The following is a 20,648-nucleotide window of genomic DNA, read 5'->3' as shown; positions in this document are numbered from 1 at the left end:
GGGGCCTGTCCCCCACCGCATTAACGCGTTAACGTACTGGGGGCCTGTCCCCCACCGCGTTAGTGCGTTAATGCAAAAAAGGGGAGGTCGGTCCCCGCTCAATCTCCTTTTCTCATCACAAAACTCATATGCCTTCCGCACTTTTTATCTTGCCGATAAGAAAAACCATCCGGGCTCAAATAGGTGCAGGTTCGGTCTACGGAAATCTGATCCCCCGGAACTCCCGCCAGCTCACATTGCTTTTTCACTGTTAACTGATTATCGATATGGTATTTTCGGGTCTCGCCATTAAAATAAATGAAGTCATCAGCGTAGCCCAGGTCCCTGAATTTCGCGAATACATCCTCATCAACTTCAAATTTTTCCTGGCTCAATGCTGCCCCGATTTGAATATGAAAATCTTCCGGCTCACATTGTTCCGTCTCTATTAAGTGCTGAAATAATTTCAAGGTGATTTCTTTCACGGTTCCTTGCCATCCCGAGTGGATCACACCAATGAGTCCATTCGCTTCATTATAGAAAATCACCGGTACGCAATCCGCCGTAAAGCAGCATAATAGCAGATTTGGCTCATATGTGTACAGGGCATCCGTATCGGCGATGGCCGTGTCTAATCCATCTGCGCCGCGTCCTTTTTCAGAAAGCGTCACCTTGTGAAAATTGGAGGAATGGGTTTGATTGGCGCAAACGAAATCACTCAGTTCGCAATTAAGAAATTTGGCCAGGTCTTTTCGGTTTTCTACCACATCGGCAGTATTTTCACAAACATGCAGAGCCATATTGTTTTTTTCAGGTTCCTTCAGATCCTTCATGGTCATTCCTGCTATGAACTTCCCAGTATCCATATATAGTTTGGTTTTCATATCATCACCTGATTTTAATATATGTGAAAGGAAAGTTGTTGTATAGGGGATTCATAATTAACCGACTTTATTTTTCTAAATGTGCTTACAACGTCATGAAATCCATGTAAAATATAGGTAACATTACAAGACTTTTGTATGATTGGTAGAGTGTTTTGAACTTATGATTGGAGACTGGAAAATGGTAAGGGAACAGACGAGTTATTCTCGACTTGCACACATAACAAAAATCATCAACACCAAATCGAATCTCCAGGAAGTGTTGATGCACGTAACTAAAGCGATTTCTGAAGAAATTGTTCAATGTGATGCTGTAGGGATCTATTTGCCTCAGGAAGATGGAACGTTCAGGGGAGTTGCAGGAAAGCCCCAAACATTTGATGGTATGGCAATCGATACTGTGGTCATTGACCCAAAAGAAAACAAGCTGGCCAAAGAACTGATTGAGTTGAGAAAAACGATTTATATTCCGGAAGTATCCAAGGATGACAGGCCGGATCCAAAATTGATTAAAGCTTTTCAAGTCAAATCATTGCTGGCGTTGCCAATCACTTTCGAGCAAGAGGTATTTGGCCTTATTTTTTTACATAATCACGGGGTTTCAATGAGTTTAACAGGTTTAGAGATAAAAAGTGTCGAAGCCTATGTGAATATGGCTGCGGTTGCCATTCAAAATGCGAAATATTTGAAGCTGAAGGAGGACCTGCTTCTTGAAAAGCAGCTGATGCTTGGTATGTCACGCGATCTGACCAAGTGTTCCTCGATGGAAGAATGTATTGATATCTGTTTTTCATACTTAAAAAGGATCTTGGACAACAATACTATCATCGCGGCTTTTCTTCTGGATTCTACGGACAAAAAGGTGCCTTCTTTTATCATTAATAAGGGGACGGGAACCGATTATATCCGAATGGAACAAAGCTTTAAAGAAATTATTCAAGATGTTATTCGTACCAAAAATACGATCTATGTTCCGGATGTTCACAAAGATGAGAGAATAGACTGCAAAGATTGCCGGAATTTTAATATAAAGTCGTTGCTGGCCTTTCCCTTTGTTTCATTGGGAGAAGTGCTGGGGGTTATCATTGTTGCCGTACAAGAGGAAAATAATTTCAAGTACTGTGATTGCCTTATTCAATTTGCACAATCAATTGTTGACTGGACTGCTCCGGTTTTTTCAAACCTGAAATATGTAGGCAGGCTTGAAAGGATGGTCGAAGAACGAACGAGGGAATTGGCTGTGGCCAATGAAAAGGTGGTCAGCGTAATCGAAGGGATTACAGGCGGGTTCTTTGCAGTGGACAGGGATTGGAAAATTACGTACGTCAATCAACATCAAGTTTTACCGAATAATAAAACGGCAAAGGATGTACTTGGAAAAAGCCTGTGGGAGGTCTTCCCCGAAAGAATCAATACGGTCATGTATAAGGAGCTTCACCGGGCGATGTCCGGGCGGATTGCTGTACAATTCGAAATACTCTCGGCTTATGGAGAACACTGGTATGACATATCTGCCTACCCTTATGAGGATGGAATCTGCTGCCTTTTAAAAAACATAACGGAAAAGAAAAGGTATGAAAACGAATTTAAACGGTTATCGAGTTTGGATCTGATCGGACAAATGGCGGCAGGGATCAGTCATGAAATCAGAAATCCGATGGCAACGGTGAGGGGGTTCCTGCAATTATTAAAGATGGATAATGATTTTGGCAGACATGATCATTATTTAGAAATCATGATCGAAGAGCTGGACCGCGCCAACTCAATAATTACGGAATTCCTTTCCATAGGCAATACAAAGACCTCTGATATGAAAATGATGGATTTAAATACAATTATTTTTGATATGACCCCATTGATGAAGGTCGATGCGGTTACCCAAAACAAAATGATCGAAGTGGAAACGGAAGAGGTCCCGGAGCTGCTTTTAAATCATAATGAGATACGTCAATTAATCATGAATATATACCGAAACGGCCTGGAAGCGATGGAAGAAGGGAAAACGCTATGGGTCAGAACATACAAAGAAAAGGATTCTGTCGTTCTTGCTATTCAGGATCAAGGGATGGGAATCAGTTCAGAAGTGATGGAAAAACTGGGCACTCCATTCTTCACGACCAAAGACAACGGGACAGGTTTGGGACTGGGTATATGTTATGCCATCGCCGCCCGACACAATGCAAAGATTGAAATTGAAACAGGGAAGGAAGGCACGACGTTTTTTATAAAATTTCAAATGGTACAAAGGCATGATGGAAGCGGTCATAATTCGGAGTAAAATAAAAAAAACGAATGGAAGGAAGGGAAAAAATGATTAACAAAGTTGGCCAGATTATGTTGTATGTGAATGATCAGGATGAGGTATTACGATTCTGGACGGAGAAAGCTGGTTTCGTTGTAATTTCCGAAGAAAATAATGGCCAAGGGATGAGATGGATTGAAATTGCTCCCACAAAGGATGCAGAAACAAGTCTTATTCTGCATAATAAGGAGTTAATCGCAAAAATGGAGCCAGAGTTAAACTTGGGCACTCCTTCGTTGATGTTTTTCTCCGAGAACGTTGAAGAATTGTATCAAGACTTTCTGGATAAAAATATAACAGTTGGTGAAATGGTTGATATGCCTTCCGGGAAAGTGTTCAATTTTGCTGATAACGAAGGAAACTATTTTGCAGTCATGGAAAAAAGTTGAAAATAAAGTGATATTCTGCAGCATTTTCCTTGAGGTCAAAAAATGACCTCTGGAAATGCTTTTTTAATGGCTAAGGAGCTGAACGCCCGGGAAATCGTCTTGCGCTTGTCGGGCTAACTGGGCACTTCTGCTTTTGCAGCCCTTCTTTAACCAATCGAAAGTGTGGGCATATATTGTAAACATCAGGATTGAATCTTAAATCTTATAGGGGAGACTGATCATGTTCCCATTCCAATTTTTAAAAGGCACACTGCCGAAATGGTTAAGCGAGAATTATTTAAACAATGATATACAAAAATATGTTCAGGAATTAATGGAGCAGTCCATTTCTTCTTCCATCAAAAATGCCAAAATGATGGGCTCCATGGATTCGGACAGCGAACGCGGACAGGAGATGCAGGTGTCGGCTGAGGGGCCGCTGCAGGCAACGACTTTTGAGAGCCTTGATCATGTCTATGTGAAAATCCTGATTACGGATGAAAGCCAATTATCCCGAATGAAGGTCTACCATAATTCCAATCAGATGTTTATTGAGGGCATTCCCTCTTCAGGCCACCGGTCTGTCATCACCCTTCCTACAGCGGTAAAAATGAAAGATTCCGTTTCGGAGTACCGCGATTCGTATTTCCAGATAAAAATGAAAAAACGGGATGATCTTCAATACGCGGAGATTGCTGTCCCGCCGTTGGAACCATGATCCGTCAAGCCGGAAACTTGAAGAAATGGATCATTTCACGGATGCTGTTTTTAAATGAAAAATCGGCATCTTGATTTTTTAATCTGAAAAATGGACAAAGGGGCGGTGAAATTGAAAATTGTAGTGACATCTGATACACATATCTCCGGCAGGGCAAAGCGGCTGCCGGCACCTCTTTTAAAAGAATGCGAATCCGCGGACTTGATTATCCATGCGGGTGATTGGGTTGAAATGGGGGTTTACAGGGAGCTTTCAGAGTATGCCAAGGTTGTCGGCGTATATGGAAATATAGATGGCGAAGGGATACAGCAACACTTCAAAGCAAAGGAACTCATTGAAGTGAACGGCTTTAAAATTGGAGTCGTGCATGGACATGGTGAAAGCAAGACGACCGAAAAACGTGCATTAGAAGCTTTTGAAGAGGAAGGGGCAGACATCATCATTTTTGGCCACTCCCATATTCCGACGATTCAATATTATTACAAAGTCATGCTGATGAACCCCGGCTCTCCTACAGACAAGCGGAGGATGCCTTATTACTCATATGGAATTTTACATATTGATGAGGCTTTCCGGGCTGAAATCGTGATGTTTAAGTAAAAAACAATGGGGAATTGCCACCCCATTGTTTTTACCTTAACTGTTGTTTGAAAAAAATATGTTTACATACTACAGCAAATGCTGGTATTACTTCATCAAAGTTGAGAGATTCGCCGCTTCATCACATTCTATTTGCTGTTCTATTTCGTGTATGATGCTTTCAAGTGAATGGGCGATCCCTTTATCATCCTTGAACATGACGTTTTTAGAGGAAAAGTGGACCGGCGAATTCAGGCCGGCTGCAGCGGAAATTCGGAATAATGCTTTCCGTAATGTGATGACATAATTTGCTGCACGATGCTTTTTCTCATCAACGACAAGGGCTTTTTGCAGGTGTGGATCCGTTGTGGCCACTCCGACTGGACATATATTGGATTGGCACTTTAACGTTTGAATGCATCCGACAGATATCATGAACCCTCTGCCAATCTGGACAAGGTCGGCCCCCATGGCCAAAGCGACGGCAATCCGGTCTGGTGAAAAAAGTTTCCCGGACGCAATAATTTTCACCCGGTTCCGGACACCGTATTTTTTGAGGGTAGAGACTAAAATGAGCAGCCCGGATTTAATCGGCAGGCCGACGCTGTCCGCCAGTTCTTGATAGGAGGCTCCTGTTCCTCCCTCTGCGCCGTCAATCGTAATAAAATCGGGGCCTCTGCCGGTTTCGCTCATATACTTTGCCAATTCCTTGGCACTGTCATTTCCGCCAATTACAATCTTGATGCCAACAGGCTTACCGGTCGTTTCCCGAATTTTGTCTATAAAATCAAACATTGTCGGCACGTCATGAAACTGCCGGAAGCGGTTGGGGCTGTCCACCGCTTTGTAAGGCTCAACTTTCCGGATTTCGGCCACTTCCGGATTCACTTTTTCTGCATCAATATGGCCGCCGCGGACTTTCGCCCCTTGGGCTAGCTTAATTTCAAATGCCCTAACTTGGGGGATTTCACTTTTCCTTTTCAGCTCGTCCCAATCCACCTCTCCGTCTTTATCCCGGATGCCGAACAGGCCCGGCCCGATTTGCATAATAATATCGACGCCGCCTTCAAGATGGTATGGGGACAAGCCGCCTTCGCCGGTGTTCATCCAAGTCCCTTTTGCCATCGCAAGCCCCTTGGATAAGGCGGTTATCGCATTTTTTCCCAAAGCTCCGTAGCTCATAGCGGACATGCCGATCTGGCCTTTAAGGATAAAAGGGTGCTCCAGATGAGGGCCGATTACGATAGCGTCATCTTCATGGAGCAAGTAGGCGGAAGACTCGTCATCCTCAACCTTCTCAATCCTTTGAGTGAACAGGGGGTCTTTGATAAGCAGATATTTTTTTGTCAAAGCTATTGTTTCCTGGTCGACTTTCAGTTCTTCCGTCAGCTTTGGAAACATGTCATTGCGGATGTAAAATCCTTCTTCCTCAAAATCCCGTCTGGAACCGAAACCGATTACATCCCGTTTGTATTTCGCACTCCTCACAATATTTTCATAATCAGCCCTGGAGAATGGTTTTCCTTCCGTATCGCTGTTAAACCAGTACTGGCGCATTTCCGGTCCGATTTTTTCAAAAAAATAGCGGACCCTTCCAAGCAAAGGGTAATTTCTTAAAATAGCATGCATTTTCTGATTCCGGTCGAACAATATCAAATATATGAAAAAAATGATGAGTGCCGCCAAAACAAGGGCGCCGGTTGTAAAGGCGATGATGATCAATATGTCTGAGAGATTCATGGTGTCCTCCGTTTAAGTCCGATTTTCATTGTATTTTGTCCGAAAATGTTTTTTCTTATCAATTAGTGAAAGAAACTATATACAGTTGACCTAAATCGTAGTACCATCAAGGAAACCAGTTCAGTATTGTTATTTTTATCCGGACGGGCTTAGGTGAATAAAATGAAAAAAAGGAAAAAGGTGATGTTGATGAACGTGGTCAAAGGCTTGAGGAATAAGCTGATTGGCCTGATAGAGGCTGTCAACCGTTACCCATTGACGATGCTTTTTCTGCTGGCTGCCGCTACTGTGAATATGAATATGATCAATAATGAAACGGAAAGTTATACAAAATATCTTTTCACCTTTGTGATTGGCGCCCTTCTGAGCGCAGTTGCCCAGCAAACGTTCGAACGCTTTTTTACAAAGATAAGTGAACGGCTCCTGCTCATGGGGGGAGCGGCGGTTTTAACAGCCGGATATTTCTTTGCCATTCGATCGGCATCCACTTTTAATATGGAAATTGGAACCAAAACGGGCGTTGCCATATTTGCGCTGGTCATGGCGTTTATATGGGTTCCGTCCATCAAAAGCAAGATAACATTTAATGAGAGCTTCATGTCCGTGTTTAAGGCGTTTTTTATCACGGTTCTTTTTTCAGCGGTTATTTCGATCGGGCTTGACGCCATCTTGCTGGCTGTTGACCAGCTTTTATTTTCATTGGACTATAAAGCGTACGGGCATGTCCTGAATATTGTTTTCTCATTGTTTGCACCGACTTTCTTCCTGTCCTTCACCCCTCCTTACCCCGGTAAAAAAGATGCCGGCAGGTTGGGTGGGGACAAGGCCCTGCAAGAGGGGAAGGTGGCAAAAGCAGTCGATACCCCGAAATTGTTGGGGATTCTGATTTCGTATATCATCATTCCGTTGACGGCCGTATATACGGTGATACTTCTCGCGTATGTGCTGTTAAATATCCGCGGAGATTTCTGGACGAACAATCTGTTGGAACCGATGCTTGTTTCATATGCCATCACTGTCATTTTGGTGTATATTTTAGCAAGTAATTTGGAGAATCAATTTGCAGTCCTGTTCAGAAAAATTTTTCCGAAAGTATTAATTCCGATCGTATTGTTCCAAACGATTGCTTCCATTTTGAGAATCGGGGAAATGGGCCTTACACACGGACGCTACTATGTCATCCTGTTTGGAATTTTTGCTATTATCGCAGGGGTGATATTCAGCTTTTTCCCAATCAGGAAAAACGGATTAATAGCAGCTGTCTTAATTGTCTTTTCGGCTATTTCCATCATCCCGCCGGTTGATGCTTTTACAGTGAGCCGGGTAAATCAGATCAACCTGCTTAAAAGTACACTGACGGAAAACGGTATGCTCGAAGACAGGAAAGTCGCTCCAAATGCGGACATATCCACCAAAGATAAGAAAACCATCACGAGAACGGTCAGTTATTTGGACAGTATGGATTATATTGATGACATAGACTGGCTGCCGGATAATGTTTTTTATTACGGTAACTTTAAAGACACCTTCGGATTTGAAGAAGTGTATGATGAAGAGGGCAGGAGGCAGGATGACAGCCGATTCGCTTATCTTGACTGGGATCGAAGCCCTATGGTAAATATCGAAAATTACGACCGGATGGTCCACCTGTATATCGACCCTTATGAAAAGAAACAAGATGCCGCGGCAGGCATTCCGGTGGAAATAGATAACCAAACATACAAGCTGAAGAAAGTGATTGACGGGAAGGATATTTACTTGATCCTCGTTGATGGCGAGAATCAGGAGCTCATTCGGTTTGATGCGAAGAAAGCCTTCGATCAGATTCTTGAAAACCAAAAGGAACTTAAAGGGAACAATGATAATTTGACCGTTGAAAAGGCAACAGTAACGGAAGAAAACGATGCGGTCCGAATGAGTATCGTCGCAAATTCCGTTGATTATTCCAATTCCAGGTATAATGCCGATTTGTATGCGTTCATTCAAATAAAATAGGAAAAGGTATAGGTGCGGGCGATGGTCTATTTTCCTTGCAGCCATATTGTAAAATAAAAGTATTAACTTTAAAATAAGTATATTACTTTTTGTAACCTGGAGGAATGGCTAATGGAAATAGGCATAACTACATTTGTAGAAACGACACCCGATCCAAAGACAGGACATGTGATCAGCCATGCACAGAGATTGCGCGAAGTGGTCGAAGAGATTGTTTTGGCCGACGAAGTTGGCTTGGATGTATTCGGTGTAGGGGAGCATCATCGGAAAGATTTCGCTGCATCATCGCCAGCTGTCTTGCTGGCGGCCGCCGCGTCGCGGACAAAAAGGATCCGGCTCACAAGTGCGGTTACTGTGCTTTCTTCCGACGATCCGGTTCGCGTTTTCCAAGACTTTTCCATGCTTGATGGGATTTCGAACGGGCGCGCAGAGATTATGGCGGGGCGGGGATCATTTATCGAATCCTTTCCGTTGTTCGGCTACGACCTGAAAGATTACGACACGCTGTTTGAGGAAAAGCTTGAGCTGTTGTTGAAAATACGTGAGTCCGAGAAGGTAACATGGAAGGGCGGGCACCGTCCGGCCATCGACAATCTCGGAGTATATCCGCGGCCGGTGCAGGATCCGCTTCCTGTATGGATAGGAAGCGGCGGAAATACCCAATCTGTCATCAGGGCAGGCTTGTTAGGGCTGCCGCTTGCTCTTGCGATTATCGGGGGCAGGCCGGTACAGTTTGCGCCGCTTGTGGAAATATATAAAAGAGCGGCCGCCAAGGCGGGGCATGATCCGTCCAAGCTGCCGGTGGCATCGCACTCGCATGGGTTTGTTGCGGAATCGGCTGAAGAGGCGGCGGACAAGTTTTTCCCTTCCACCCAGCAGGTGATGAATGTGCTTGGCCGGGAAAGAGGCTGGGGACATTATAGCCGGGCAAGCTTTGACGCGGCCAGAAGCTTTGAAGGAGCGCTGTACGTAGGTGATCCGGAAACCGTAGCCCAAAAAATCATCCATCTTCGTAAGGAAGTGGGTATTACCCGCTTCATGATGCATGTTCCATTAGGCACGATGCCTCATGATCAGGTCATGAGAGCCATTGAACTGCTTGGAACAGAAGTTGCGCCGCGAGTACGGGAGGAAGTCTCCGGGTGGGAAGCGGGGCAGTAGACAAACAAACTGAAAAGGCAGTTCCTATATGTTGAGGGATCTGCCTTCTTGGAAGTGTTTAAACGGTTTTCAAAATAATTATAGAAGGACCCCCTGTGCCGCTGTAACGGCATTTTATTTTTATTGTTTGACATACCCAACAGGGGTATGGTAAATTTGCTTTGTGATCGAATATGAAAAAAATTAGGGGGAGGCAGGTTAAATGGTATAGTTGACTTCGGCAATCTCATTGGAACACTGTCGAATAAAATTTTAAATGATGAGAAAAGCTTATAGCGAGCATTTTAGGACGTTTTTAAAAAACGGCAAGTTTAAATTATTACCCTACAGGGGTAGCGTAAATTATAGAAAAAATATTACTGGGAGGACTTACTTTATGGAACAGGTAACATTAAATGTACAAGGAATGTCTTGCGGTCATTGTGTGAATTCAATTGAAGGGGAAGTCGGGAAACTAAAAGGTGTTCAATCCGTCAAAGTACATCTTGACCAGGGGAAAGTAGATGTTACTTTTGATTCCAATGCGGTGAATTTGAAAGAGATTAAAGATGTTATAGAAGATCAAGGATACGATGTAGAGTAATCCGATCAGGACCAAAACGAAATCGTGCAATTTCCTTTGCACGATTTATTTATCGGATAAAAATATACCCCTCTACAGTATATCCAGTTGGGAGTGATAAAGTATGAGCCAGAAGGAAGCAACCCTCCAAATATCAGGGATGACCTGTGCAGCCTGCGCAAACAGAATTGAAAAAGGGTTGAAAAAAATCGAAGGCGTAGAAGAGGCAAACGTGAATTTTGCGCTTGAGAAAACACAAATAAAATACGATCCGGAAAAAACGGAAGTAACGCAATTTAAGGAGAAGGTCCAGTCTCTGGGATATGATGTCGTAAGCGAAAAAGCAGAATTTGATATTTCCGGGATGACCTGTGCAGCTTGCGCCAATAAAATTGAAAAAAGGCTCAATAAGATGGATGGCGTTGATAGGGCTGCGGTCAATTTCGCGCTGGAGACAGTTCTTGTGGAATATAACCCCGATCAGGTATCCGTTTCCGACATGAAAGAGGCAATTAAAAAGCTTGGCTACACTTTAGAGCAAAAACAGGAAAATGCAGAAGGCCAAGTTGATCATAGGCAAAAGGAAATTGAAAAACAGGAAGGGAAGTTTCTATTTTCAGCTATTCTGTCTTTTCCACTGCTGTGGGCTATGGTCAGCCACTTTGAATTTACTTCTTTTATTTGGCTGCCTGATATGTTTATGAACCCGTGGGTCCAATTCGCACTCGCCACACCTGTACAATTTATTGTAGGCGGACAGTTCTACGTTGGAGCCTTTAAAGCGCTGCGAAATAAAAGTGCGAACATGGACGTACTTGTTGCATTGGGTACATCGGCCGCTTATTTCTATAGCCTATATCTAAGTATCAGATCGATTGGTTCGAATGCCCATATGGTCGAGCTCTACTATGAAACGAGTGCGGTTCTTATTACGTTGATTATTTTGGGCAAACTTTTTGAAGCGAAGGCTAAAGGCCGCTCATCTGAAGCCATTAAAAAGCTTATGGGACTACAAGCAAAAAATGCCACGGTTGTTCGTAATGGCCAAGAGATGATCATTCCGATTGAAGAAGTTTTACAAGGCGATATTGTTTATATAAAACCGGGCGAAAAGGTGCCGGTTGATGGAGAAATTGTGGAAGGCAGTTCCGCGCTTGACGAATCCATGCTGACAGGGGAAAGTGTCCCGATCGATAAAACGATTGGGGACAGCGTGATTGGATCAACCATTAACAAAAACGGCTTCCTAAAGATTAAAGCAACAAAGGTCGGGAAAGATACGGCCTTGGCGCAAATTATCAAGGTGGTTGAGGAAGCTCAGGGCTCCAAAGCGCCCATTCAACGTCTGGCCGACGTCATTTCGGGCATTTTTGTACCGATTGTGGTTGGAATCGCGATTATCACCTTCCTTGTATGGTACTTTGCCGTAAGCCCCGGAGAATTTGCGGAGGCCCTTGAAAAATTCATTGCCGTATTGGTTATTGCCTGTCCTTGTGCACTTGGTTTGGCAACACCAACTTCCATTATGGCCGGTTCAGGCCGCGCCGCAGAATTTGGAATTCTTTTTAAAGGCGGGGAGCATCTTGAAACTACTCACCGGTTGGATACGATTATTTTGGATAAAACCGGTACAGTAACCAATGGGAAACCTTCGTTGACGGATGTCATTTTAGCAGAAGGTATGAATGAAACCGAATTTCTAACACTTGTCGGATCAGCAGAGAAAAATTCGGAACATCCACTCGCGCAAGCGATCGTTGAAGGAATTCAAGATAAAGGGATTGAACTGGCCTCACCGGAAACATTTGAAGCTATCCCCGGTTTCGGAGTACAGGCGACGGTTAACGGGAAAGATTTACTGATCGGTACACGCAGGCTCATGGCAAAGAACAATATTCACGTGCAAGCTGAGCTGACAAAAATGGAGGAATTAGAGAAGCAGGGGAAAACGGCCATGTTGGCTGCCATTGACGGCCGCTTTGCCGGAATTGTCGCTGTCGCTGACACGATCAAAGAAACTTCAAAAGAAGCTATTGAGCGTTTGCGGGATATGGATTTAGATGTGGTCATGATCACAGGCGACAATACCCAAACGGCTCAAGCGATTGCCAAACAAGTTGGCATCAAGCACGTCATTGCTGAAGTTTTGCCGGAGGGTAAGGCGGCGGAAGTGAAGAAGCTGCAACAGGCCGGAAAGAAAGTTGCCATGGTAGGGGATGGAATCAATGACGCCCCGGCATTGGCAACAGCGGATATAGGGATGGCGATCGGTACAGGTACGGATGTCGCGATGGAAGCGGCGGATATCACTCTTATTCGCGGTGATTTAAATGCAATCGCCGATTCAATTTTCATGAGCAAAAAGACCATCACCAATATTAAGCAAAATCTTTTCTGGGCACTTGCATACAATAGCTTGGGCATTCCAGTTGCCGCAGCAGGCTTCTTGGCGCCGTGGTTAGCGGGAGCCGCGATGGCTTTTAGTTCCGTATCAGTTGTATTAAATGCCCTAAGACTCCAAAGAGTGAAGTTGAGGGGTTGAAAGGAAGGATTAATATGAAACGAAATATTTGGATCTGGGTCGTTTCGGCTGTTGTGTACCTGGTAATCGTCATCGCGGGCTACAGTGTATACGCAAGTGTGAATGCTAAAGCGGATGGACAAACTAATCACGCAGATGTAGAGCAGGAGGAAGAAAATATGGATCATCAACATAGTCACCATGAACACGGAAACCATGGTACAAACACTGCCAGTGAAGTTATACCCAAAGTGTCTTACGCGAACGGAGAAATCACTATTGAGTTAAAAGATAAAAATGGTCATGTTCCTGAACTCGAAGTTTCACATGAAAAGCATATGCATCTCATTGTCGTCAGTACAGATTTGAAAGAGTATTATCATGTACATCCTGAAAAGAAGGCGGAAGGAATCTATCAACTGCCCATCAGGTTAGCTGATCAATCTTATAAAGTGTTCGTTGATATCAAACCAAAAGGCCTGCAATATTCAATCAAACCGATCGAATTGCATGTTGGTGAATCGCATAAGCAACATCAAGACAATGATCTTATTGTAGATACGGATTTTACAAAAACAATCAATGGCCAAACGGTTGAACTAACCTCTACATCTTTGGAAGTTAACAAAGAGGTTACCTTTAATTTTGATGTGAAAGATGCCCAGCCAGAGCCCTATTTGGGGGCTTTGGGCCATGTGGTCATTTTGGATGAGGATGGAGAACAGTTTATCCATGTTCACCCGGTTTCAGAAGATCAAACAGTTTTCCAAACCCAATTTAACAAGCCAGGGGTCTATAAACTTTGGGCTGAATTCAAATTCGGGGAACGAGTCAATGCTTACCCATTTGTCATTGAAGTTCAATAATGATGTATTTGTATGAGAGGGGTTCAAAAACTTGATCGATTGTTCTGGAAGATACAGGTTGGGACCCCTTTTCCCTCTTTTAAAAGTGAGGAGGGTATGGTCATTATTGATCTATGTTCCGCTAGGTATTATCGTGCTTATCTTGTCTTTAAAGCTTTTACAGGCATTTTTCTGGGAGGTATAATAGCATTAGCATTTATCGAAAAGGATGGGTTAATATATGGGCTATCACCCCTTAATGAATGATACCAAATGGGATGAAATTAGAACGGCCATGATTGAGTTCCCGGAACAAGTTCTTTGGAGAACAAAAGATATCGAGACTGGATATATCAGCCATTGGGATGGAGATTGGTACTATCACTTCCGTACAGGGGGGTACAATCCAATAGAATGGTTGGAAATCAAGTTTGAAAATGCAAAAATTAAAGAGGAACTGGTGAACATTCTCAGAAAAATACATGTACCTGGTGAGTTATCGGAAAACAGGATTAGGATTTACGGTTATGTAAAGCCGGGAATATTCATTGACTATATATAGACTCTTTATCTGAATAAAAAGCCCGCCCCCATTTCGGAGGCGGGCATGAAGCGCTTATCATACACTTAAGCAATCCCCCAACTCTCCAATAGCAATTGAACGGCAGATTCCAATTCTTCCTCTGGTATCCCGGCAAATCCCAGAATGATTTTTGGAGGATGCTCCACTTTTTTGTCCAATGTGTAATAGGAAAGCGGATGGATCTTTACTTTGGCCTCTAACGCCCTCTTGACAAGTTCTTCCTCATTCATGCCATTTTTTATGGCGAGCAGCATGTGCAGGCCGGAATGTTCTCCTATCACTTCCACTTTTTTCTGGTAAGGTTTTAACACTTCCAGGGTCTTTTCAAGTTTTTTTCGATAGATTTTCCTCATCCTGTTTAAATGTCTCTCAAAATCTCCTTCTTTCATAAACTGGGTTAATATGTGCTGGTCGATTCTCGAAACGGAACAATGATAGAAAGATAGCGCCACTTCTTTATATTTTTTTAGCAAAGGTTTTGGCAAAACCATATAACTGATCCGGAGTGACGGGATAAGGGATTTTGAAAAACTTCCCAAAAAAATAACTTTTTCGCTTTGGTCCATGCTTTGCAATGAAGGGATGGATTTACCGCTGTAACGGAATTCACTGTCGTAATCATCTTCAATGATGTAGCGGTGCTCGCCGCCTGCTGCCCAATTCAACAGTTTAACCCGGCGGTTGACCGAAAGTACGGACCCGTACGGGAAGTGGTGGGACGGTGTGACGTAAACGACATTGATGTTTGTATTCTCGAGGGAATCCGTTTTTACGCCTTCATCATCCACTTTGAGCGGATGTATTTTATGCTGGGAGCTTTTCAATATATGCGAAATGACGTGATAGCCCGGGTCTTCCACGCCGTATATCGTTTCTTTGTCAAACAGGAGAATGAGCTGCTGCAGAAGGTTGTCACTCCCGGCCCCAATGACAATTTGCTCAGGGAAACATTGGACACCTCTTGCATGGTACAAATAATGGGCTATTTCTCTTCTAAGCTCCAATTCTCCTTGTTTATCACCAAGCAAAAGCAATGAATGATGCTGTTGATCAATCGTGTCCCTGGCATATTTCCGCCATTTGTGAAAAGGGAAATTCTCTGTATCAATCCAGCCCGGATGAAAATGATACTTCACTAATTCCTTTTCTTCGATCAATTCATCTGTTACGGCAGCTTCATTTTGTACATATTCCAAATCTTCATAAGCCAGGACAAAATAACCCTTACGGGGCAGTCCTTCGATGTATCCTTCTGCTATTAGCTGATCATAAGCCGTTTCCACGGTATTCTGGCTGACCTTCAGAAATTCGGAAAGCTTCCGCTTGGATGGCAGCTTGGATCCATATTCGAGGCGGCCTTCCGTTATTTCTTTTTTTATATATAAATAAAGCTGTTCGTATAGCGGAACATCGATGGAACGGTTTAAATTGCATGATAACATTTCCATACTATTAACCTCCCAAAATCTGACCCTGTCACTTTGGTTGAAACTGGCGCTTTTAACAGAGTCACCTTATTTCTATAATAATGGCAAATGGAAGAAAAAACAATCTCTTGGAGGGGTAATCATGACACAAACAGTAAGCGAAACAGCAAAAAATGTTTTGGAAAAGATTAATGGCGGCGTTATTATGGATGTTGTCAACGCAGAGCAGGCAAGGGTTGCGGAGGCTTCTGGAGCAGTAGCAGTCATGGCTTTGGAAAGGGTGCCATCCGACATTCGAGCTGCCGGCGGGGTTGCCAGAATGGCGGATCCGAGAACTCTTGAAGAGGTTGTGAATGCCGTATCCATTCCAGTCATGGCAAAAGTCCGTATTGGGCATATTGTTGAGGCCAGAGTACTTGAGGCAATGGGTGTCGATTTTATTGACGAAAGTGAAGTCCTTACTCCTGCAGACGAAGAGTTCCACCTCTTAAAAAGCGATTTTACTGTGCCATTTGTATGTGGGTGCCGTGATTTAGGCGAGGCTGCACGCCGGATCGGGGAAGGGACAGCCATGCTTCGTACGAAAGGAGAGCCTGGAACAGGGAACATTGTTGAGGCTGTACGCCATATCCGTAAAGTGAATGCGCAAGTTCGAAAAGTGGTTGCAATGAATGACGATGAATTGATGACCGAAGCTAAAAATCTTGGTGCACCGTACGAAATTCTTAAGCAGATCAAAAAAGAGGGCAGGCTGCCCGTTGTCAACTTTGCGGCCGGCGGCGTAGCGACACCCGCTGATGCAGCGTTGATGATGGAACTTGGAGCAGACGGCGTATTTGTTGGTTCAGGTATATTCAAATCAGAGAATCCCGAAAAATTTGCAAGCGCGATTGTCCAAGCGACAGCGAATTACAAAGACTATGATTTGATCGGCAAGCTTTCAAAAGAACTGGGGGCAGCTATGAAAGGCATCGACGTCAATCAGCTCAGCCTTGAAGAGAGAATGGCGGAGCGTGGTTGGTGATTAGGAAAAAATGATCGCAATGGTCATCACCTACGGTTCTACAAGAGAAGAAGCCACAGCAAGAATGAAACGTTTATGAGCGGTGACTTCAATACAAAGTTTTTGGAATTGCATCCAGTCATAAGTTAAAAATTAAAGGTAAATGTAGTAATAGCAGATATAAAAAAATGAATGTTTAACCGCGTTTAGTATAACTAGCCGCGGTTTATTTATGCATAAAATTAATCTGTTAATGAACTAAAACTGATAGCTACTTTTTCCTTATTTTCTTTTTAAGAAAAGGATTAAAGCTCTTTTATACAGAAATTTTTAAAAATACCTGTGATGTTGCTTCTTAGTCTATTACAGAAAGGAGGAATATTTTGTCCTCTTTATACGAACAACTACCGGACGATCTTTTGGCAGGTTTTTATGTGGAAATCAGAAAGAATATTAAAAAGGGAATTTTGTCTGAAACTATGTATCACGAGATCGCTTTGATCAAGGCAGCGGCGGAAAAACGGGGGGTTTCCGAACGAGAGTTGTATGAGATTTATCAAAAACAAATTAAACCCCTGTATAAATAAAGCGGTTCCATTTTAACGTCGGCAGGACCCTAAGTTAAACAGTTCGTTTTCGGCATCGAGCCTCAAGAAACCGACTATTTTCATGGATGAAAATAATACGCTCATTTCGGGGATGCGGTCAACCAATGCTGGATTACATTCTACAGAAAATGTGATTCCAGAAATGAAAACCCTCAATATTCGCCGTTGCCTTATTAAGGTTATGTGAAAAGACACCTACTATTATTGTAGGTGTCTTTTCACTATGTTTCATCTGGATGTATGGAAATAGAGCGTCGTTGAAGTTCGGCTTCTAGTTGTTGATTAAATTTAGGGTCAAGTTCTAATTTTTTCGCTTGGATGTAAGCTTTGATTAGGTCACTATCTGATAAGCTCTTCATGGCGTTTAAATTGTTTTTTTATGCTCCTTTCTATAAATTCACAAACGTGTAATAGCTTAATCTAGTCAGCGCTTTCAATGCAAGTGTTTTTTTAATTTTTACCAATATTTGGGTAATTTAACATCAGGAAATTTAATCCGATGTTGATTTATCGTAGGAAAGTTACTTCCTTTGAATTACCTTGTGCAATACATCTTCGAATTTACGTCGTGCAGCTTTGCTATGATGTTCGCAAAACTTCCTCGAATCGCTGCGCCGCAGGAGCACATTAGATGCGAAGTCTGCTAGTCGAAAGGCGCAAGAGCTAGACAAAGCAAAATAAGTATATTCATAAACATTTACAGTTTCTTTCCTTTGATTAGGAAAAAACTCGAAAGCAATCCTAGTATGGATCGCTTTCGAGTTTTTTTACTGGTATAAATTAGATTTCCCTTAAGGTCTTTTTTCCCCTAAGGACCGACCAAAGTCTGCCTTTACTAACCATTTATGAAATAGGCAAGAAAGATGGCGATGATGGCTATCGGTGCCGCGTATCTTACAATAAATTTCCATATAGAATGGATTGCCGGATTCATCCGCAGCTCATCAGCCGTCTCCGCTTTAGTCAGTACATGCCCAGCGAACAACGATACGAGAAGGGCATTGATCGGCATTCCAATTCTGCTCGTCAATATATCCGCAAAATCAAACACAGTGCCGCCCGGAAGGTGCAACTCTGATAAAACACCAAATGATAGAGCGCTAGGTATCCCGACAAGGAAAATGAGCAAGCCAAATACCCAAGCCATCCGCTTTCTGCGGTCATATTTTTTTGGATACCGGTTGATACGACAATTTCCAGCATAGCGATGGAGGAAGTCAGTGTAGCGAACAACATTAAGATAAAGAAAATAACCATAAATACGCCGCCAAATGGAATTTCATTAAATATAGCTGGCAGGATGACAAAGATTAAGCCCGGCCCCTCTTCCGGCGAATGGCCTAGCGCAAATACCGCCGGAAAAATGACAAGTCCCGCCAGTAAAGAAATGAATATATTCAATATTGAAACGTTCAAGGCTGATTGGCCAAGACGTTCTTCCTTTGGCAGGTAGGACGCGTAGGTCATCATCGCAGTAACACCGACACTCAGAGAGAAGAAAGCTTGTCCAAGCGCCAGCAGAAAAGTTTTTCCCGTCAAAAAGGACCAATCCGGGACAAACAGGAACCGGACACCTTCCATTGCTCCTTCCAACGTCAGAGAACGGATGGCGAGTACGATGAAAAAGATGAATAATAATGGCATCATCCATCGGCTCGCGCGTTCAATTCCCCCTTTGACACCGCCTTGGACAATCCAAACCGTCAAGAACATGAATGCTGCTTGTGCAGTTAAAACCTCGACCGGGTTCGAAATGACCGAGCCGAATAATTCTCCATAATCAGTGTTGTTAAGCTGGAAAACCAGTGCTCTCACCAAATAGGAAAGAATCCATCCTCCTACGACACTGTAGAAAGATAAGAGAATAAAGGATGTAACCAGGCCCATCCATCCGATCCAATACCATTTCCGTCCAGGAGCCAATAGCTTCATGGAAGTGACCGCATCATGCTGCCCTCTACGTCCAATGACAAACTCAGCCAGCAGAATGGGCAGACCGATTGCCATTGTTGACACAATAAATAAAAACAAAAACACGCTGCCGCCGTTCGTACCCGCCATATACGGAAACTTCCAAATGGCGCCGAGCCCGATGGCGCTTCCAGCGGCCGCCAATACAAAACCGATCTTCGATGTCCATTGCTCTCGTTGTTTCATCAAAATCACTCTCTTCGTAAACAATGCTCTTATTATAGCTTTTTTGAACAGAAAAACAAACAACCCCCGGTGATTTTTCAAAATGTATGAACGATAGAGGAGAAGAATATCAGGGAATGAGATGATTGGAAATAAATAATATCCCGGCCTTTTGGTTCGGCAATTGACCAAACCAAGTGACCGGGATATGGGAGCGAACTGATTTCAGCTTTTTTTCAAAAGCAGATATATAAAATAGGGGGCACCGATCAAAGCGACAACAATCCCGGCCGGAAGCCCTTCAGTGTCACCTATATTTCTGCCTACTGTGTCTGCCGCTAATAAAAGCCATCCCCCAATAAGAATGGCAATAGGAATGAATAATTGATTTCTTGGCCCTACGAATGCTTTTGCTATATGCGGGGCCATGAGTCCAATAAAGGTTATCCCTCCCGTTACGGAGACAGCCGCAGCCGCTAATGCAACAGCAGCGAACATTAGCGTTATACGTTCTTTTTCGATGGAGACTCCCACTCCAATAGCTACAGGTTCGCCCAGTCCAAGAAGATTTAGCTGGTTCGCTTTGAAAAGCGTAAATGGAATAAGAATGGCCAGCCAGGGAAGGACCGCCAAAATAAAAGGCCAATCTGTTCCCCAAATATTGCCGGCCAGCCATTTTGCAATGAAATCCACTTTTGCACGCTCGGCGGATGAAACGAGGACAATCATTGCGCCGGAAAGGGCCATTGAAAATCCGACACCAACCAGAACCAGTTTTATAGGCTGGACTCCAACGCTCTTCTTATATGAAAAAATATAAATGAGGGAAGCCGTCAATAACGCTCCTATAAATGCGACTAAAGGCAGTAAATAAATAAAGGATCCAGCCTCTATGAGAAAATACAAAAAGAATACAGCAATAGCAACACCTGCTCCGGAATTGATTCCTATGATACCAGGATCGGCCAAGTCATTGCGTGTAATGCCTTGTAAAATAGCTCCGGATAATGCCAGGCCCATTCCTGCTAAAAGGGTAATGATGATTCTTGGCAGTCGAATGGAAAACAGAACAAACTCCTCTTTAAACGAGCCTTTGCCCAGAAAAGTGGGAATTAGTCTGTCATAAGATAAGGCAGAGTACCCTATACCCAGCCCAATAAGAATGGTGATTGGAATAAGTAATAGCAACGAAAAGAGAATGAGTCGCTGTTTTTTGAGTAAAGTTGGCTGAATCATG

Annotated in this window: 17 protein-coding genes and 1 pseudogene; 12 read left to right on the top strand and 6 right to left on the bottom strand. The window is 43.3% G+C overall.

Features of this window, described 5'->3' with window-relative positions:
• Positions 1 to 98 precede the first annotated feature (98 nt).
• A complete protein-coding gene (gene pgeF, locus D4N35_RS06125) occupies positions 99 to 863 on the bottom strand; it encodes a peptidoglycan editing factor PgeF (protein ID WP_120071488.1) in 765 nt (254 codons plus the stop codon).
• Between the two features lie 181 nt (positions 864 to 1,044).
• Between pgeF and D4N35_RS06120 the strand changes: the two genes are divergently transcribed.
• From D4N35_RS06120 to D4N35_RS06105, 4 genes are all read left to right on the top strand, one after another.
• Positions 1,045 to 3,141, top strand: coding sequence for a GAF domain-containing protein (locus D4N35_RS06120; RefSeq protein ID WP_120071486.1), 2,097 nt, complete (start codon positions 1,045 to 1,047; stop codon positions 3,139 to 3,141).
• 32 nt (positions 3,142 to 3,173) lie between these two features.
• The gene (locus D4N35_RS06115) at positions 3,174 to 3,554 is read left to right on the top strand and encodes a VOC family protein (RefSeq protein WP_120071582.1); all 381 of its coding nucleotides are present in this window, start codon (positions 3,174 to 3,176) and stop codon (positions 3,552 to 3,554) included.
• Between the two features lie 220 nt (positions 3,555 to 3,774).
• A complete protein-coding gene (locus D4N35_RS06110; protein WP_120071484.1) occupies positions 3,775 to 4,251 on the top strand; it encodes a hypothetical protein in 477 nt (158 codons plus the stop codon).
• Positions 4,252 to 4,356: 105 nt separating this feature from the next.
• Positions 4,357 to 4,851 (top strand): metallophosphoesterase family protein, encoded by a 495-nt coding sequence (locus tag D4N35_RS06105; protein ID WP_306463592.1) that lies wholly within the window; start codon positions 4,357 to 4,359, stop codon positions 4,849 to 4,851.
• A gap of 87 nt (positions 4,852 to 4,938) precedes the next feature.
• Here the strand turns inward: D4N35_RS06105 and D4N35_RS06100 are convergent, their stop codons facing one another.
• Entirely contained in the window at positions 4,939 to 6,570 is a 1,632-nt protein-coding gene (locus D4N35_RS06100) for an FMN-binding glutamate synthase family protein (RefSeq protein WP_120071480.1), read from the bottom strand.
• 162 nt (positions 6,571 to 6,732) lie between these two features.
• On the opposite strand from D4N35_RS06100, the gene D4N35_RS06095 reads away from it, so the two are divergent.
• The 6 genes from D4N35_RS06095 to D4N35_RS06070 all read left to right on the top strand — a co-directional run bounded on the left by D4N35_RS06095 (position 6,733) and on the right by D4N35_RS06070 (position 14,216).
• Positions 6,733 to 8,565 (top strand): DUF4153 domain-containing protein, encoded by a 1,833-nt coding sequence (locus tag D4N35_RS06095; RefSeq protein WP_235870306.1) that lies wholly within the window; start codon positions 6,733 to 6,735, stop codon positions 8,563 to 8,565.
• A gap of 111 nt (positions 8,566 to 8,676) precedes the next feature.
• Complete coding sequence (locus tag D4N35_RS06090; protein ID WP_120071478.1) at positions 8,677 to 9,726, top strand: LLM class flavin-dependent oxidoreductase; 1,050 nt, start codon at positions 8,677 to 8,679, stop codon at positions 9,724 to 9,726.
• A gap of 376 nt (positions 9,727 to 10,102) precedes the next feature.
• The gene (gene copZ, locus D4N35_RS06085; protein WP_120071476.1) at positions 10,103 to 10,309 is read left to right on the top strand and encodes a copper chaperone CopZ; all 207 of its coding nucleotides are present in this window, start codon (positions 10,103 to 10,105) and stop codon (positions 10,307 to 10,309) included.
• A 103-nt stretch (positions 10,310 to 10,412) separates the two neighbouring features.
• The gene (locus D4N35_RS06080) at positions 10,413 to 12,830 is read left to right on the top strand and encodes a heavy metal translocating P-type ATPase (RefSeq protein ID WP_120071475.1); all 2,418 of its coding nucleotides are present in this window, start codon (positions 10,413 to 10,415) and stop codon (positions 12,828 to 12,830) included.
• A gap of 14 nt (positions 12,831 to 12,844) precedes the next feature.
• A complete protein-coding gene (locus D4N35_RS06075) occupies positions 12,845 to 13,675 on the top strand; it encodes a DUF8832 domain-containing protein (protein ID WP_120071473.1) in 831 nt (276 codons plus the stop codon).
• Positions 13,676 to 13,895: 220 nt separating this feature from the next.
• Positions 13,896 to 14,216 (top strand): DUF6678 family protein, encoded by a 321-nt coding sequence (locus D4N35_RS06070; RefSeq protein ID WP_120071469.1) that lies wholly within the window; start codon positions 13,896 to 13,898, stop codon positions 14,214 to 14,216.
• Positions 14,217 to 14,281: 65 nt separating this feature from the next.
• Here the strand turns inward: D4N35_RS06070 and pdxR are convergent, their stop codons facing one another.
• Entirely contained in the window at positions 14,282 to 15,685 is a 1,404-nt protein-coding gene (gene pdxR / locus D4N35_RS06065; protein WP_120071467.1) for a MocR-like pyridoxine biosynthesis transcription factor PdxR, read from the bottom strand.
• A gap of 121 nt (positions 15,686 to 15,806) precedes the next feature.
• Between pdxR and pdxS the strand changes: the two genes are divergently transcribed.
• Together pdxS and D4N35_RS06055 are read left to right on the top strand one after the other, a co-directional pair.
• Positions 15,807 to 16,688: a pyridoxal 5'-phosphate synthase lyase subunit PdxS gene (gene pdxS, locus D4N35_RS06060; protein ID WP_120071465.1), complete on the top strand. Its 882-nt coding sequence runs from the start codon at positions 15,807 to 15,809 to the stop codon at positions 16,686 to 16,688.
• A 362-nt stretch (positions 16,689 to 17,050) separates the two neighbouring features.
• Positions 17,051 to 17,254 carry a hypothetical protein gene (locus D4N35_RS06055; RefSeq protein ID WP_120071463.1) on the top strand — a complete coding sequence of 68 codons (204 nt, stop codon included), beginning with the start codon at positions 17,051 to 17,053 and terminating at the stop codon, positions 17,252 to 17,254.
• A 242-nt stretch (positions 17,255 to 17,496) separates the two neighbouring features.
• Here D4N35_RS06055 and sda read toward each other — a convergent pair whose 3' ends face one another.
• The 3 genes and pseudogenes from sda to D4N35_RS06040 form a co-directional block, all read right to left on the bottom strand.
• On the bottom strand, positions 17,497 to 17,634 hold the full coding sequence (sda, locus tag D4N35_RS18640; RefSeq protein ID WP_120071461.1) for a sporulation histidine kinase inhibitor Sda: 138 nt from the start codon (positions 17,632 to 17,634) through the stop codon (positions 17,497 to 17,499).
• A gap of 476 nt (positions 17,635 to 18,110) precedes the next feature.
• Positions 18,111 to 19,432, bottom strand: a pseudogene (locus D4N35_RS06045) (sodium-dependent transporter).
• 204 nt (positions 19,433 to 19,636) lie between these two features.
• Complete coding sequence (locus tag D4N35_RS06040; protein WP_120071578.1) at positions 19,637 to 20,647, bottom strand: FecCD family ABC transporter permease; 1,011 nt, start codon at positions 20,645 to 20,647, stop codon at positions 19,637 to 19,639.
• Between the last annotated feature and the right edge of the window lies 1 nt (position 20,648).

Origin of the sequence: Siminovitchia fortis (assembly GCF_003605365.2) — a bacterium.
GTDB classification, from domain to species: Bacteria; Bacillota; Bacilli; order Bacillales; family Bacillaceae_C; genus Siminovitchia; species Siminovitchia fortis.
The sequence above is the reverse complement of the archived record's forward strand: the minus strand, read 5'-3'. Positions and strand labels throughout refer to the sequence as shown.

Coding starts and splice junctions, on each gene's coding strand:
- pgeF (WP_120071488.1), bottom strand. CDS start 863: ATGAAAACCAAACTATATATGGATACTGGGAAGTTCATAGCAGGAATG.
- D4N35_RS06120 (WP_120071486.1), top strand. CDS start 1,045: ATGGTAAGGGAACAGACGAGTTATTCTCGACTTGCACACATAACAAAA.
- D4N35_RS06115 (WP_120071582.1), top strand. CDS start 3,174: ATGATTAACAAAGTTGGCCAGATTATGTTGTATGTGAATGATCAGGAT.
- D4N35_RS06110 (WP_120071484.1), top strand. CDS start 3,775: ATGTTCCCATTCCAATTTTTAAAAGGCACACTGCCGAAATGGTTAAGC.
- D4N35_RS06100 (WP_120071480.1), bottom strand. CDS start 6,570: ATGAATCTCTCAGACATATTGATCATCATCGCCTTTACAACCGGCGCC.
- D4N35_RS06095 (WP_235870306.1), top strand. CDS start 6,733: ATGAAAAAAAGGAAAAAGGTGATGTTGATGAACGTGGTCAAAGGCTTG.
- D4N35_RS06090 (WP_120071478.1), top strand. CDS start 8,677: ATGGAAATAGGCATAACTACATTTGTAGAAACGACACCCGATCCAAAG.
- copZ (WP_120071476.1), top strand. CDS start 10,103: ATGGAACAGGTAACATTAAATGTACAAGGAATGTCTTGCGGTCATTGT.
- D4N35_RS06080 (WP_120071475.1), top strand. CDS start 10,413: ATGAGCCAGAAGGAAGCAACCCTCCAAATATCAGGGATGACCTGTGCA.
- D4N35_RS06075 (WP_120071473.1), top strand. CDS start 12,845: ATGAAACGAAATATTTGGATCTGGGTCGTTTCGGCTGTTGTGTACCTG.
- D4N35_RS06070 (WP_120071469.1), top strand. CDS start 13,896: ATGGGCTATCACCCCTTAATGAATGATACCAAATGGGATGAAATTAGA.
- pdxR (WP_120071467.1), bottom strand. CDS start 15,685: ATGGAAATGTTATCATGCAATTTAAACCGTTCCATCGATGTTCCGCTA.
- pdxS (WP_120071465.1), top strand. CDS start 15,807: ATGACACAAACAGTAAGCGAAACAGCAAAAAATGTTTTGGAAAAGATT.
- sda (WP_120071461.1), bottom strand. CDS start 17,634: ATGAAGAGCTTATCAGATAGTGACCTAATCAAAGCTTACATCCAAGCG.
- D4N35_RS06040 (WP_120071578.1), bottom strand. CDS start 20,647: ATGATTCAGCCAACTTTACTCAAAAAACAGCGACTCATTCTCTTTTCG.